We start from the raw sequence: 15,926 nt of genomic DNA on the forward strand, positions 1-15,926 counted from the left end.
CCGTGAGGTGCCCATGACTACCAAGCGCCGCCGCACACTGCCGGCGGTATCGGCTAAGGCCGACCAGAATACGCGTCAGCTTCTCACCGCTCTGGCCGAGATCGTCGAGACCGGTGAGGGCGTGCGCGGCAATCCTCTCGACCGAAAGTTGACGTTCCGAGACCTGCTCGACAGCGGCATCGGCGAACTCGTCGGCAATCGCGTCGGCGACGGCCGCCTGCGCCCCGGCGGCCAGATCCGCAACCCGTCGGCCAGCATGGCAGTCCCGCCGAAGCCGGAGGGCTTCGCCGCATCCGGCGGTTTCTACGGCATGAACAGTCTGTCGTGGACGGTGCCGAGTACGCTTTACGCCAACCACGCCCAGACCCGTATCTATCGCAGCGAGGAAGACAACTTCGCGAACGCGGTGGTGATCGGCATGGAAGCCGGCGCGTTCTACACGGACATCGTGCGGTCCGACGCGCTCGACCCCGACGACCCGACGAAGCTCAAGGGCTATTTCTACTGGGTCGCTTTCGTCTCGACGGCGAATATCGAAGGCCCGCCAAACGACAGCGCGGGCACCTACGCGGCTCCGATCGCGGATGTCGGGTATGTGATGGAGCTGCTCACCGATCGCATCGACAAGGGGCTCCTGGCGCAATCGCTACGCGAAGAGATCGAGCAGATCGAGCGCATCCCGGCGCTGGAAACCGCCGTTGAGCGTATCGCACCGATAGAAACGGCAGTCGAGCGTATCCCGGCGCTGGAGAATGCCGTGGAAGTGATTCCTGCGCTCGAGCGCGAATTGCGCGGGCCGGAATCGCTCCACGGGACCATCGCCAACCGGTTCGCAAAAGAGCGTGAGGCCAGGCTGACCGCGTTGGAAGGGGAGCGCGAAGCGTGGGGTGCGGCGATTGAGGATGAGAGCGAGCGGCGAGCGTCGGCATTGGAGGCGGCCGCTCAGGATAGGCGCTCGTTAACGTCCCGAATCGGCGATAACGCCGCCGACATCCAGTCGACAGGCGAGGCCGTGTCGCGCACCAACGAAGCGCTCGCCGAGACTGCAAGTGAGATCTGGGCGGGCGTCGACGACAATGCGGCGCTCGTGCGCGAGGAGCAGCGCGCCCGCTCGGCAGAGAACGACTACCAGGCGCGAGTCCAGCGCGTGCTCGAGGCGCGCAACCGATTCGCCACGGCGACGACCTACTCGCTCGAAGAGGTGAGGCTTCGCGATCAGGAAGCCACAGCGACAAGAGTTGATGGCATCGCGCTTAGCGTCGGCGAAACCAGAACGCTGCTCGAGGAGGAAGTAAACCTCTCTGCTAGCCGCGATCAAGCGCAGGGCGAACGCATTACGTCGATGCAGTCGAACCTTGAAGGCGACCTGGCGACGGTTCGCGACGAGACCCGATCAGAAGTCTCGCGCGTAGAGGGCAAAGTCGAAGCCAACGCCGAGCGCTCCGAGGAGACTCAAGCTGCTCTCGGCGAGCGCATCGCCGGGGTCGCCGACGACACCCGTGCCAACGCCAGCGAGACCGCGCTGGAGGCGGCTCGCTCCCGCGTCATGTCAGCGCGCACCCGATTCGGCACCGCGACGGCCTACAGCCTCGAGGAGGTCCGACTCGAAAAAGAGCGCGCCACCGCGCAGCGAATCGACGGCATTCTCCTCGAGGTCGATGGAGCGCGCGCCGCGCTGGAAGACGAAGTCCAGCTATCCGCCGAGCGCGATCGGTCCCAAGGAGAACGCCTCTCGACGATGCAGTCTCAGATCGCCGACGATCTCGCGACGGTACGCGACGAGTCAGCCACCGAGGTTTCGAGGCTGGATGGCCGCGTGACCACCAACGCCTCTCGCATTGGCGAGGTGCAGAGCGCTCTCGGCGATGATCTAGCGACTGTGCGCAGCGAGTCTCGAGCGGGTATCTCTCGCCTCGAGGGTGAGGTCAGTAGCAACGCTTCTCAGATCGATACCGTGCAGTCCTCGCTATCCGGCGATCTTGCCGTGTTCCAGCAGGAAACCCGGACGGGCATCTCCGACCTGGACGACGAGATCAGCAACACCGGCAAGCGCGTGTCGACGCTCCAGTCGCAGTTTGTCGACGACTTGGCCACGGTCCGCGACGATGCCGAGACGGAGATCAAGCGAGTCGATGGCCGCGTGAGCAGCAACGCCTCTCGCATTGGCGAAGTGCAGAGCGCGCTCGACGACGATATCGCTTCGGTACGGTCCGAAGCGCTGACCGAGATCTCACGCGTCGACGGCGCAGTCGATGCCACGGCGCAGCTCGTCCAGGAAGTGCAGACCGACATTGGCGCGGGGCTCAACGCCGTCGAGATCAAGGCCATCACCAACGCCGGCGGCATCCTATCGAACGGGCAGTTCGGCACCGGTGACCTGTCGGGGTGGGGAGATACTTGGAGCGGGATCAGTGTCGTCGAGGCCGACACGGGCGCAGGGGCGGGCGCGATCAGAGGTGCGCCGACGCGCTTCGTTGCAGCGTGGCAGGATTCGGGCTGGGGCAGCAATCAGTACATGCGCGGCGATCGATTCGCCGCTATCGCTGGCGAGACCTACACGCTCCGATTTTCCTACGCCAGCGGTGGCAACGACCGAAACATCGACGTCGAGATCCGCGTGGCATGGGTCGCGGCCAATGGCAGCGTGAGCTACGACACCATCCACCACCAGAACGTCAGTTATACCAGCTGGGAGAAGACGCCGGTCCTGAAGCGGACGGCGCCGGACGACACGGTAGAAGCGTGGGTCTACTTCCGACGTAACTCAGGCGGCCGCGGCACACTCTATATCGCGGACGTGCAGGCTTCTCGTACGGACATGCTGGCCGGCTCGCTCTACACGGCGAAGCTCCAGTCCAATGGTCTGATCGGCGGGTTCGGGGTCTACAACGACGGCTCGACCGTAGAGGCCGGGTTCGACGTCGATCGTTTCTGGGTCGGCCGCACGAACGACGAGAAGCGTAAGCCATTCATCATCGAGGACGGCGAGACGTATCTCGACGAGGTCATGATCCGTAAGGGCTCGATCCAGCAGGGCCAGCTCGGTCCGATCAACATCGGCGAGACGTTTCTGCCGGACGGGACGCCGGTCACCACTGCCGCTGGCCTGATCCGCGCTGAGGGTATCGACGTCGACAGTCTGCGGGTGCCTGTGGCGGCGACGTTCGACGGCATCGTGCGCAGCGGCAACTATCGATCTGGAAACCGCGGGTTTCGGATCGACGCCACGACAGGGGATGTCGAGTTCAACGGCGGCGTTTTCCGAGGCAAGGTCTCGTTTCGAAGCGTCGAGGAGATCGGCAACGTCGCGCGCTGGAACACCGTCGGGCTCAATGACATCAATGGCGGCAGGCTTGATAAAGGCACGATTGGTGATGACGTTGGCGTCGATGGAGGCGACAAGGGCAACTTCCGAGAACTTCGCGATCGTGCCTACCAGGGGTTGAAGGCTGGAGAGCGGGTGAACGGGTGGACCCGCCCGAATTCGACGTTGATCTGGGGCAACCAGATCTACACCGGCGACGCCTACGTCGACACGCTGCAGCTCAAAGGCCAGGCCGTCACGATTTCGTCGACGACGTCCGCCGGTAGCAAGATCGCCTTCACCGCTGCGAACGGAGAAGTGACGTTACTCATCCACGAGGCCGACGACAAAGGCGCAGACGCCATCCTGATGGCCTCGTTCGGATCGATGGGCGGCGGCATCGCCTACGTCAAAATCTATCGCGATGACGAGCTGGTCGCCCAGCGCGCGTGCGGAAACGTGGCCGGCGCGTTCTGCCTGGCGATCGGTATTGGCGCATCTGGGTCGGGCGTTCGTCGCTACAAGATGACGGCTATATCCTCATCCAACACGATCGGCGACGCCTCGAACGTCTACGGCCGGTCCATTTCCTCGATGATCGCGCAGAGGTAGCGCATGCAGAAATACAACTACGCCATCGTCAACGACGAGGGTTTTATCGAGCGCACGCACGCCGCGCCGAACCGGTACATCGAAGTCGGCTCGGAGGTCTCTGACACCACGCACTACTTCGACCACGACGCCGATGAGATCCGGAAGCGTGAGAGCTACGAGCTTGAGCAAAGCCTCGATGGCCTGACGCTGACGCTCACTGGCTTGCCCGACGGCACGCGGGCAACCGTCGCAGGGCATCAGGACATCGCGCGCGACGGGGCGCTCAAGGTCGAGTTCGATCAGCCCGGCTCCTACAACGTCTTCCTCGAAGCCGGGCCCCGATACATGGACTGCGAGTTCGACGTTGAGGTCGGCGGATGAAGGTCTCAACTTTCGAATCTGTCGGCGAGGCACGCCAATACTACTTCGAGCGAGTCGAAGCGCTGGCCGGTGCGGCGCGCGCCCGGCACGTCACGCAGACGCCAGGGCAGGCTGAGGTCTACGCGACCAAGCTGGCCGAGGCCCGGACCGTTCTCGCGGGTGTCGGTGTCGACACGCCGATACTCGCCGCCGAGGCCGAAGCCACCGGGCAGTCCGTTCAGGATCTCGCGCAGATCGTCACGTCGCGCAACGACGAATGGCTCGCCGTCGCCCCTGCCATCGAAAAAGCACGCCAGTGCGCTCGGCGACGGATTCGCGCCGCCGACGCCGCGACCGACATGCACGCGGCGCTGGCCGAGGCGCGCGATGCGCTGGTTCGTTCAGCGGCCTCCGAATGCGTTGATACCATCTAACCCATCCCTTCCGCCCACCGTGAGGTGCGCCATGAGCGAACAAGCAATCCCCGAACGCCAGTTTCTATCGCAGGTGCTCCAACAGAACGAGCCCGCCGTGAGCTTCTGCGAGCAGATCTTCGGTATCTCCCAGACGCTTGACGACATCGTCGACGGCGACAAGTCCATCACCCAGGGCGCGATCATTCACGCGTTCTGGCAGGCGCTGATCGAGCTGCCCGCCAATCCCTTCTACCGCGCCAACGAGATGTTCCTGCGGCCACTGCTCGCCCAGTCGCTGCAGGACTGGACGGACAGCACCGTGCTGGAGCGGACACAGGACGAGCACGACGCCAGTCTTGCGTTCGTGCTGCGTGATCAGCTCACGGGCGTCGTCGTGCAGTGCGCGTATCTGATCGGCGGCGCACAGTGGATGCGCCAGGTCAGCACGGCGATTCGCCGCTACTTCCATGACGAGAAGCTCGCCGACTACCGCGCGTCGCTGCCGGGCGTAGAGCCTGAACCGTCCGAGCCAGCGTCTCCCGCCGCGCAGCCGCGGAGTAAACCCACGGCGAAGAAGAGCAGCACGAAAGCGAGTGCGCAGTCATGAGCGGCGGCAGCAAGCCCAGCACGCCCAAGGACACGCCGGAGCAGCGCGACCTTGCCCGCGTTGCCGGCGAGAAGTGGAACTACGCCCAGCAGAACCTCGCGCCGCTCGAGGACGAGTACATGCGCGACGTCGGCCAGATGACAGACGACGGGCGCATGGCCTACGTACGCGGTCGCGCCAGCCAAGGGCAGATGCAGGGCATGTCGCAGATGCTTGAGCAGGGGAGCGAGCAGCTCTCTCAGGGTGGCATCGACCCGAGCAGTGGCCGCGCCACGACGGCCATGTCGGGGCTGTCGATGTCTGCCGCCGCCGCGGGTGCAGACACGACGGCGCGAGCGCAGTTCGAGCAGGAGAATGAGCAGATCCGGGGCCTGCAGAACATCACTGCGATGGGGCAAGGCGAAGCGACGCAGGCGCAGAACGGGTTGTCCGGCATTGCCAGCCAGTCCGCCGCCGACGCGCGATCGAGCGCGGTCGAAACCTTCAACCGCAAGAGCGCCAACCTGCAATTGCTCGGCACCGCTGCGGGAATGGGCGCGACCTATGGTCTGGGGGGCGGCGAGGGGCCGGCACTGGGCGGCACCGCTGCCCCTGATTATCAGGCCGGCACCGGCCTCAACCTCTACGGGAGCTGACGATGGCAGCCAACACACTCGGCGTCGGGCTGCCCGGCGTTACGTCATCCGCGCGCCAGCGCGTCGACCCCGGCGCCGCATTCGACGGCGATCAGGGGGCGTCGGAGCTATTCGGCGATCTGAGCCGCGCCCAGTGGAATGACTGGAAGACCCGCTTTTCGCCCTACGTATCGGTGCTGGGCGACATTGCCTCGGACGAAGCCGCGCCGCAACGCGCGGCGGATAGATCATTCGAGGCGAGCGGCGCCGCATTCGACAACGCCCAGCGCGGGCTGGACATGCAGCGCCAGGGCCTCGGTGTCGCGCTGACGCCACAGCAGCAGCAGGCCGAACAGCGACGCCAGCAGGGCGCCGAGATGGCGAGCGCGGTGTCATCGGCGAACGAGACACGTATCGCGACGCAGGATCGCCAGCAGAGCATTCGCGGCGGCGGGCTTGGGCTCTCGAACATCCCCGATCAGATACTCAACCAGTAACTCGCCGGGAGGCGACTCATGTCCTACGGACTCATGGGCCTACGGGGCCAGATGGAAGGCGAGGCCATGCAAGGGCTCTCCGACATCGCCGGCGATCAGCGCCGCAGCAAAGCGCTCGACGACCAGATGGAGCAGGCCGACAAGCAGCAGAAGACGCAGATGATCGGCATGGGCGCCGGTGTCGGCGCGATGGCCGGCGCCCAAATCGGGGCAGTCGGCGGTCCCGCCGGTATGGCAATCGGGGCCGGTGTCGGCCTCTTGGCAACCGAACTGTTCTGAGGAGAGCGAGATGGCAGGACTAGACACGCGGGGGCTGGCTGACGGGCTCTCTCAGGGCATCGGGCTCGGTATGCGCATGCAAGACCAGCAGCGCCGACAGCAGCACGACAAGGTCCGTATGCAGCAGTACGAGCGTGGCCTGGCCATGCGCGAGCAGGAGTTCGATCAACGCCAGCAGGGACGCCAGCGCGAGATGGACCAGCAGATCGCCCAGAGCGGCTACGCGCGTCTCGCCGCCGGGCAAGAGCTGGACGATGAGCAGATCGAAGCGTTCAAGCGGCAGCCCTGGATGGCGCCGTGGCATGTCGCCAGCGACGAGGTCGGCGCGGCCATCGATACCGCGGCGCGGGTGATCGATAGCGACGATCCCAGCGATCTCAACGACCCGGAGTCCATCGAGGCGCTGAACGCTATGTTCGGTCCGCGCATCAATCGCGGCCACGGCACGAAGAAGCGTATCCGCGCGGCGATCCCGGGCCAGAAACCCGGCACGCTGGCGTTCGATCTCGACGTCGAAGACGCCGAGGGCAATCGCTACACCGCGCCGATGACCCGCAATCGCGGTGCTGCCGGCGACGATGATGAAGTCATGCAGACCGACGTCGGCGACATCATCAACCAGGTCGCCGGCTATCAGCAGCTACGCGGCGCCCTCACGCCGAAAGCTCGGCAGCGGGCGGTCGAGTACGGGCGATCGCTTGGATTTCTGCCTGAGCAGGAGCGCGAGGACCAGTGGGAGATGGTCGACGGGCCCCGAGGGAGCAAGATCGCGATCAATAGCCGCACCGGCGAGCCCAAGCAGGTTATTGGTCCAGACAATTCACGCGGTAGCGGCGCTGCAAGAGGGGCTCCTAACTCGGCGACTCAAGAGGCGCAGTGGCTGGTGCAGCAGGGTATTGCCCCGGACATTCAGACGGCTTACGGAATGGTGACGCGGGCAGGTCAGGATGACGACTACAACCGCCAGAAAGACCAGCTCGACTACGTCGACAATCAGATCGGCCAGTTGGTGGACGTGCAGACGTCCACGGGATTCAACTCGTTTGGGCCAGACGAACAAGCAAAAGTGAATAGCCAACTTGAGGCCCTACGACAGCGCCGGGAGCGGATTGCCAGCAGCATGTGGCAAGAGCGCCAACCCGCCGGGAATCCCCATCCCCGAGGGTTGAATATGTCCGGGGCGGCCGGCGACAGCCAGCCGGCACCGGGGAATCCCGATAGTGAGCGGCCGATACCGACGGCGTCTAGCGGCTCAAACTCTCGGTATCCGGCGGCCTCGTCCGGCGGGCAGAGCGGCGACTCGACCATCGAGACCTTCCGCAATCAATTCGGCTACTAAAAGGAGCTGCGCGTGCCCGCCAAGTGGAGCGAGATCGCCCAGAGCGAACAATTCCAGAGCCTACCCGCTGCGGACCGGCAAGCCGTGCGGGGGGACTTCTTCGAGCGAGTGATTCGACCGGCGGTCCCGGCTGATAAACACGAAGCGGTGAGTGACGACTTCTTCACCGCCACGGAAGCGGACGTCTTCGGCAACGGCTCTGTTCCTCTCAGCCAGAAGCCGGAAGCCCCCAAACCGAAGGCGCCCGATGCGGCCGAAGACGACCCCGGCTTCTTCGAGTCGACCTGGAATAGCGTTCAAGGCGCCGGCGATCGTGCGATGGATCTCGCCGGTAACGCCATGCAGTTCGTCGGCAACAGCGGAGAATGGCGCGAAGACGCGACGAAGGACTGGCCAGTCGTCGGCAAGGTGGTCGATTACCTTAACCCGGACGCGGCAAACGACAAGCTGCGCGATTGGGGGCAGGCGCTTCAGGATCAGGATGCGGGCTACGAGGAGAACTTCACTTGGCAGAAGGTGAAGGACGAGCCGAGTCTGTCGAATATCACCGGCTTCATCACCGAGCAAGGCATCCGGTCCGCGCCCGACATGGCGGCCGCCGTTGCGGCGCTGCCGGCCTACGTCGTGACCCGGGCGCAGGAGTTGGGTGAAGAGCGCGCGCGCAATGACGGTTTGACCACCGAAGACGGCGAGCTTGCCGCCGCTGACTATGCCAAAGGGCTCCCGCCGGCGCTGGGTTCGGCTCTGCTTGATCGCTTCGGCGCCAAAGGCATGCTGGGGCTTGGCCAGAAGCCAGTCCAATCCATGCGCAGGGTGCCCGGCGCGGTGGCCAAGGCGGCGACCAAAGAAGCCGGCACCGAGGCCGCACAGGAGAGCATCGAATACGTCGGTACCAACGCCGGAACGGAGGCCGGCTTTGACCTCGCCGAAATGGGCGATCGTGCAATGGCCGGCGCAGTGGCCGGGGCCGGTATGGGTGGCGTGGTTCGCGCCGGCACCGGTGCAACGGAGGCGCTGAGTGATGGCTCGGAGTCCGCGCCGTCTACGCCTCAAGAAAGACCGGAAAGCGCGACGGGACCAGCGGACGAGACAACAACGACGCAATCCATGCCGCTCGATCCTGAGTCGATCGAGGCATCTATTGATCTCATCGCCCAGCCGCGGCATCGCCTCGATGGCGAACAGCGTGCCGCTCGGGATTCGGTAACCGACGGGCAGGGCTTCGACCTCTTGCGTGCCGAAGCACAGCGCCGAGGCGACGAAGAAGCGGCCGCTGAGCTGGATCGGCTCGGCGGCGATATCGGTCTCGCTCTCGAAGAGGAGACGCTACTTCGGAGCCAGGGCGGCGACACGGCTGCGCTGCAGCCTCGTCTCGATGCGCTTGCGCAGCGCTACCGCGACGTAACGGCCCGCGTGATGGACAACGCGGCTCCAAGCGCCAGCGACGCGAGGGCGGAAACAGAACCCCGACGCCCGGAGGCACCGAACCAGCCTGACAGTGAGGCCGAGACGACGCCACAACGCAGCCCGCGCGAACGAAAGCTCGGCATCGACAACGACATCCGCGTCGCCGAGAAGGTCGGCGCCGATGAAGACGCGGTCAGGCTGCGCAACGCCAAGAGTCTCTTCGTGCGGGCGATGGAGCAAGACGAGGCCGGCAACAGCGATATGGGCTCGCGCCTGCGCCAGCGCGGTCTCGACATTCACCGTGAAATCTACGGCGATCCCGAATCGCTGATGCCGGAGCGGCCCTCATCTTTTCCGGTGCCGTACCAATTCGACGGCGACCTCGAGCCCGGCGGGCAGTATCCGGGGCGTCCCAATGCCCCGCGCCAGCCCGACACCGTCGAAGGGACGCCCGATCAGCGGCTGCAGGAACCCGCACGACGGCTGCGCCAGGGCGATCAGGCGAGCGGTGATTCGCTGATCTACGGCGACGGCCCGACGGTGCAGCGCGGCAACGCCGACACCGGTATGGATCAGCCCTTCGACCATGCGCGGACGACTGACACCACCCAGCAGGCCAAGCCGAGCGGCTATGACCCGACCCAAGCCGCCGACACGCCCAAGCACCGGCGGCGCGTGCAAACCAGCGGCAAGCGCGCGCAGGCTTATCTGGCCGACAATACGCCGGTGCCGGTTCGCTATCGCGCTATGGAGCTCGATGAGCTGACGCCGTCCAATAGCCCAGACGGAGAAGTGAACCCGAGCTTCCCATCTGAGCTGCAACCCCGCGACCGCACCGGCAAGAACAGCCAGGTCCAAGTGCGCAATATCGCCGCGCGTCTCAATCCCGAGCGGCTGGGTGAATCCAGCGACGCCGGCAGCGGCTCGCCGATCGTCGGCCCGGATGGCGTCGTCGAATCCGGCAACGGCCGCACGATGGGCATTGCGCAGGCATACCGCGGCGACACCCCGCAGGCGAAGCGGTACCGGGACTTCGTGCGCACCCGTGCCGAAGACTTCGGTATTGATCCGGAAGTCGTCAACGGGATGCGCAATCCGGTACTGGTGCGCGAGCGAACCGGCAGCATCGACCGCGCCGAGTTTGCCCGGCGTGCCAACGAGGCAGACGTCGCCAGCATGACGCCGTTCGAGCTGGCCGTATCTGACGCCGACCGGCTGAGCGTCGATGACATGGCCGAATGGACAACCGACGAGGCCGGCGACCCGCTCGCCGCTTCGAACCGCGGCTTCACGCGCCGTTTCTCGCAGCGGATCGGCAACAACGAGGCAAGCCGATACCGCAGCCGCGACGGCCAGCCGACGCCCGAACTCGGTGAACGTATGCAGCGCGCTGTGTTCGCGAAGAGTTACGCCGATAACGCCGGCCGCCCCTCGCCGGACATGCTCGAGATGGTCACCGAGCGCCAAGGCCACCTGCGCAATCTGAAGCTTGGCCTTCAAGTGGCGGCGCCGGACTTCGCCGTCGCGCGCGAGTACGGCGGCGGCGAGGCGACCGGCATGGTCGATACCGTCGTGGACGCCGTACGCATCGTGCGTCAGGCGCGATCGTCGGGCATGCCTGTGCGCGATCTCGTCAGCCAGAGCGACGCTTTCGACGCACCGGTGCCGCGCGATACCGCCGCGCTGGCGATGTTCATCGCCAACAACGCGCGCAGTCGCAAGGGGCTGTCCGACGCGCTGTCCATGATCGCCACCGCCACGCGAAGCCGCGCCGAAACCAGCCGCAACGGTGCGCTGTTCGGCGACTCGGTCACCAATGAGGACATCACCAATGCAGCAACGCGAGAAGATCCGGCTCAGACGAACGACGGAGAACCCGGCATTGACGGAGACACTGCGCGAGGGAATCTCGAAGGCGCAGGCCAGGCGCCCCGGGGAAAAGCAGTTGATCGTCCCGAACCTGCTGCGACGGAAGAAGGGCAAGTAGGCGATGACTCGCTGCTCACCACCTACGACGAGCAGGATCTCGCCGACATCGAGCAGCGCCAGCAGCGCGCCGAGCAGGAAGACACCCTGCAGCGCGAAGGCGTCGAAGCGCGGGCTCGGGCCGACGCCGAGGCGAACGACTTCGGGCTCACGGGCAGCGATCGCACGGCGGATGTGGCGGCAGCACGCGGACAACGAGAGCTTGGCGAGGAAGGGCAGTCCAACGATCAGGCGCCGACAGCGAAACGCCGTAACCAACCGCTTGAGTACACCGGCTATTCGGGCGAGCCGCGCAGCGTCCGAAGCTACACGGAAATCGGAGACTATCGCATCGCTAAGGTGCACGACGGTCTGCATGAAGTGATCGACTCGGGGGGCCAGGCGATCAGCCAGCGGGCCGGCCCCAACGGCGCCATCAAGTATGCACAGGAGCGCGTCAAGGATGGCCAGGGCGCGACTACAGCGACAGAAACGAGCGAGCCGAACTTCGAAGCCGAGCCCTTGCTTCGCCGCGACGGCTCTCCGTTTCAGACTGCGCGGCAGGCCGAGATCAGCAAAGTGGCCAGGGACGCCGAGCGGGAAGGCAAGCCGGTCGAGATCGTGCCCGTGGGTGATGGCTTTGGCGTCCGAATTCCTGACACGAGCGCGGCGCAGAGCTACTCCCAGCGAAGGGGTGGTGGCCGGATGCCGGGGGCGCCGAAAGCCGATTCGGTAAACCAGGCACTCAAAGGGCAGAGACTTGGTAATGTCCGTGTGGTGGACTCGCCCGCCGAGCTTCCTCGTTCTGCCATCGATCGCATGGATCGTGATCGCATCTCGCCCGCAGACGTCCGCGGCGTCTATAGCGATGGCAGTGTCTATGTAGTGGCCGGGCACCACGCTAACGTCGACGACGCCGTGCGTACCGCGCTTCATGAGTCGGTCGGGCACCGAGGGATTCGTGGCGTGTTGGGCGATCAGCTCGATCCGATCATGGATCAGGTCTACGAGAGTCACCAGAAGACGGCCGATGGCCGTAGCAACCTCGAGGCCATTGCGCGCGACTATCCGTTCGCCAATCGGGACACGGCGGCGGGGCGGCGGGTCATTGCGGAGGAACTCGTCGCCAACTACCTCGATGGCAGCTTCGGCCGCCCGGCGATGCATCACAAGCTCGTGTCCAAGGTTCGCGAGATCCTGCGCAAGATGTTTCCCAGCATCCGCTGGACGACCCGCGATATTCAGGCGCTCGGCGAGCGTTCCCGCGGTTGGCTGCGCCGTCAGGACACACAGCCCGGCACCCGTGAGCAAAGGTACAGCGTGGCGACCGGGGATGCGGCAGATGCAGCGACCCATGACTACAGCGATGACTCCGCGGGATTCGCCATCCCTGATGAGACGCTTCGCGAGCGCGCCATTCGCAAGATGCAGGACAAGATGGGCCGTCTCAAGAAGACGGTCGAGTCCATCAATGCCCGCGGGGGCCGCGTCACCGACGAGAACAACGCCTACCTGGCTGAAGAGCTGTTCCACGGCAAGATCGAGAACGACCTTCGGCAGATGCGCGAGACCTACGTCGAGCCATTGGCGAAGAAGCTCAGTGACTACGACATCACGCAGGAGCAGCTCGACAACTACCTCTACGCGCGGCACGCGCCAGAACGAAACGCAGTGATCGCCCAGCGCAACGCCGATATGCCGGACGGTGGCTCCGGCATGACCAATGCCGATGCCGCGCAGATTCTTGATGAGGTGCAGGACAGCGGGAAGCGGGCGCAGTACGACGAAGCCGCCGCTCTTGTGTACGGCATGCTGCGCGAAAGCCGAGAGGCTATGCGGCGCGGCGGCCTGGCGACTGACGAAATGCTCAACGACTGGGAATCCGCCTATCAGAACTACGTGCCGCTGAAGGGCAATCCGAAGGGCGAGGCGTCCGGCGGCGGGGCTGGCCAGGGCTACAACATCGGCGGCAAGGAATCGAAGATAGCCGGCGGTCGCCGCTCGCGTGCTGAGTCGCCATCGTCTCACGCGATCATTGACGCCACGCAATCGCTGGTGCGCAAGCGCAAGAACGAGGTTGGCAACGCCATGCTGAGCTTCGTGACGGACAACCCCGACCCGAATCTCTGGCAGGTATTCACCGAAGGCTCACCGGACACGGAGCGGCGCCCGGTCGAGGTCAGCGACGGGCAGGGCGGGAAACGCATCGAGGTTCGTGATCAGCCGGTCCCGATGCACATGAGCGACAAGTACTTCGCCACCAAGCGAGCCGGCCGGACCTACTACATCAAGATCGAAGACCCGCTGCTAATGCGGGCGATGAAGAACCTTGGGCCCGAAGACAACAATTCGCTCATTCGTGCGGCGGCGAGCACCGTGCGGGTGATGTCCGCGCTCAATACCAGCTATAACCCCGAGTTCATGCTGACCAACTTCGCACGCGACGTTCAGACCGCGATCTTGAATCTGAACGCCGAGCAGACGCGCGAGGACGGCAAGGCGAAGGGCAAGCAGATCGCGGCGCAGACGGCGCGGGATGTCGGCACGTCCATGCGAGCCGTGCATGCGTCGCTACGCGGGAAGCGCCTCACCGGAAAACACGCGGAATGGCAGCGCTACTTCGATGAGTTCCAGGCAGACGGTGCCAAGACCGGCTGGTACGACATGAAGGACATCGAAGGACAGGCGAAAGACATTCGCCGGCTGATGACGATGTCGGGCAACTCAACGGCGGGCCGGTCGCTGCGCTACGGGCGCGCGGTCAGCAAGTTCGTGGAAGACGCCAACTCGGCGGTCGAGAACGCGGTGCGCCTCTCCGCCTATACCAACGCTCGCAAAGCCGGCATCACCCGAGAGCAGGCGGCCAGCTTGGCCAAGAACATGACGGTCAACTTCAATCGCCGCGGCGAGGTCGGTACGGCGCTGAACTCGGCCTACATGTTCGCCAACGCCTCGATTCAGGGGACGGCCAACTTCGTGCGCACGATGGGGCGGATGCGCGGGCCGGAATATGGCAAAGGCTGGGGGCGGCTCAACACGGCGCAAAAGCTCGCGGTCGCCATGACGGCAGGCGGCTTCGCGCTGGCGCAGCTCAACCGCTGGGCGTCGGAGGAAGACGACGACGGCGTGTTGTTCTGGGACAAAATCCCCGACTACGTGAAGGAACGAAACATCATTCTGATGTCCAGCCTCTGGGGTGGAGACGGCAAGGACTACGTCAAGATCCCGCTGCCTTACGGCTACAACATTTTCTCCGTGCTTGGAACCCAGGCGGAGGCTGTCGTTAGCGGCAAGAAGTCGCTTGGAGAAGCTTCTAAGAACTTCGGCTTGGCCGCTGTCGGCTCTTTCTCCCCGATCGGCTTCGAGGATGGCGACAGCGCATGGGGGCTAATTGGTAAAAACGCCGCTCCTTCAATAGTTCGACCCGTCGCGCAGCTGATGGATAACTCGGACTTCGCCGGCCGGATGATCTATCAAGAGGGCAACCCCTACGCTACGCCCAAGCCGGAAAGCTCGAAGTCGTTCAAATCTACGCCGGAGCCCTACAAGCAGTTCGCTGAGTTCATGAACCGCGTTACCGGCGGGTCTCAGTTCCGTAGCGGCGCGATCGACGTGAATCCGGACGTGATGCAGCACATCGTCAACTTCTACGGCGGCGGGGCATGGAGCTTCGGCGACAAGGTCGTCAACTACGCAACCGAGACGGCACAGGGTAATGAAGTGCAGCGCGGCAAGATTCCCTTCGCGGGTCGCTTCATCAACGAGATCACTCCTTACGCCGACCAGAGCAAGTTCTACGAGCGGTATAACGAGCTCGGCCAGTTCAACGCAGAGTTCGAGAACTCCCCGCCCGAGCACGCCCGCGAGTTCTACCAGGCCAACCGGGAGAAGGTCGCGCTATTTCCCCATGCCCAGGCCGTCAGGGATACGCTGACGGAGCTTCGCGACATCAAAGAGGTGATCGAGGCCAGCAACCAGATCAGCAAGGAGGAGAAGGAGAAGCGCATAGAAGGCGTCGAGGCGCGCATGAAAGAGCAGGTGGATCGTTTCAACCGCGCTTATAATGAGGCGGAAATTGCTAACTAATCAGTTGTATTGGCAGGGGCCGTAATACTGCTTTGGGTGCGCTCCATGAAGTCCTCACGCACTTCAACGGAAAACTCGGCGCGGTGCTCTTCAGGGATTCTAGGGGCTATTATCCACTCGAAATAACTCGATCTTATCAACTCTTTTTCATTCCGGGTGGCGGATTTGAAGGGCTCTGACGTCACCACGTCATCCCATCGCGGAAAGCTTGAAGCGATTTCGTTACTATGGGATTCTTTTTGCTGGCTCGTTTCTCGCGGTTCACCGTGAACAGTTGTTCCATGTGAGCGTGCGCATGCGTGCAAAATTTGATAGACCGCGGCCTCGGTCTTAACATGCGAGGTTCGTTCTAGTATGCATTTATTGAAACCCTCAGGGTCGTAACCTGTAGCGGCTGAAGGGACTGCAATTGGCAGAGATAAAAGGAGTGCAAAAACTTTGCAGTAATTTCTATTCAC

General features: G+C 64.3%; 9 protein-coding genes. All 9 read left to right on the forward strand.

Annotated features, from left to right (window positions below):
- Nucleotides 1-13 precede the first annotated feature (13 nt).
- From DOM33_RS01550 to DOM33_RS01590, 9 genes are read left to right on the forward strand one after another with little or no spacing between them, the layout of a single operon-like run.
- A complete protein-coding gene (locus DOM33_RS01550; RefSeq protein WP_110665208.1) occupies nucleotides 14-3,916 on the forward strand; it encodes a phage tail tip fiber protein in 3,903 nt (1,300 codons plus the stop codon).
- A 3-nt stretch (nucleotides 3,917-3,919) separates the two neighbouring features.
- Complete coding sequence (locus DOM33_RS01555; RefSeq protein ID WP_110665210.1) at nucleotides 3,920-4,279, forward strand: hypothetical protein; 360 nt, start codon at nucleotides 3,920-3,922, stop codon at nucleotides 4,277-4,279.
- Nucleotides 4,276-4,692: a hypothetical protein gene (locus tag DOM33_RS01560; RefSeq protein WP_110665212.1), complete on the forward strand. Its 417-nt coding sequence runs from the start codon at nucleotides 4,276-4,278 to the stop codon at nucleotides 4,690-4,692. Before DOM33_RS01555 ends, DOM33_RS01560 begins: the two co-directional genes overlap by 4 nt.
- Before the next feature lie 31 nt (nucleotides 4,693-4,723).
- Nucleotides 4,724-5,281, forward strand: a complete 558-nt coding sequence (locus DOM33_RS01565) for a hypothetical protein (protein ID WP_110665213.1) — start codon at nucleotides 4,724-4,726, stop codon at nucleotides 5,279-5,281.
- Nucleotides 5,278-5,916 carry a hypothetical protein gene (locus DOM33_RS01570; protein WP_110665215.1) on the forward strand — a complete coding sequence of 213 codons (639 nt, stop codon included), beginning with the start codon at nucleotides 5,278-5,280 and terminating at the stop codon, nucleotides 5,914-5,916. Before DOM33_RS01565 ends, DOM33_RS01570 begins: the two co-directional genes overlap by 4 nt.
- Nucleotides 5,917-5,918: 2 nt before the next feature.
- A complete protein-coding gene (locus DOM33_RS01575; protein WP_110665217.1) occupies nucleotides 5,919-6,392 on the forward strand; it encodes a hypothetical protein in 474 nt (157 codons plus the stop codon).
- Nucleotides 6,393-6,410: 18 nt separating this feature from the next.
- The gene (locus DOM33_RS01580; protein ID WP_110665219.1) at nucleotides 6,411-6,671 is read left to right on the forward strand and encodes a bacteriocin; all 261 of its coding nucleotides are present in this window, start codon (nucleotides 6,411-6,413) and stop codon (nucleotides 6,669-6,671) included.
- Nucleotides 6,672-6,681: 10 nt separating this feature from the next.
- Complete coding sequence (locus DOM33_RS01585; RefSeq protein WP_110665221.1) at nucleotides 6,682-8,010, forward strand: hypothetical protein; 1,329 nt, start codon at nucleotides 6,682-6,684, stop codon at nucleotides 8,008-8,010.
- Between the two features lie 12 nt (nucleotides 8,011-8,022).
- Nucleotides 8,023-15,468, forward strand: coding sequence for an LPD38 domain-containing protein (locus tag DOM33_RS01590; protein ID WP_110665222.1), 7,446 nt, complete (start codon nucleotides 8,023-8,025; stop codon nucleotides 15,466-15,468).
- The last annotated feature ends 458 nt before the right edge of the window (nucleotides 15,469-15,926 follow it).

Origin of the sequence: Salinicola halophilus (assembly GCF_003206155.1) — a bacterium.
Classification (GTDB): domain Bacteria; phylum Pseudomonadota; class Gammaproteobacteria; order Pseudomonadales; family Halomonadaceae; genus Salinicola; species Salinicola halophilus.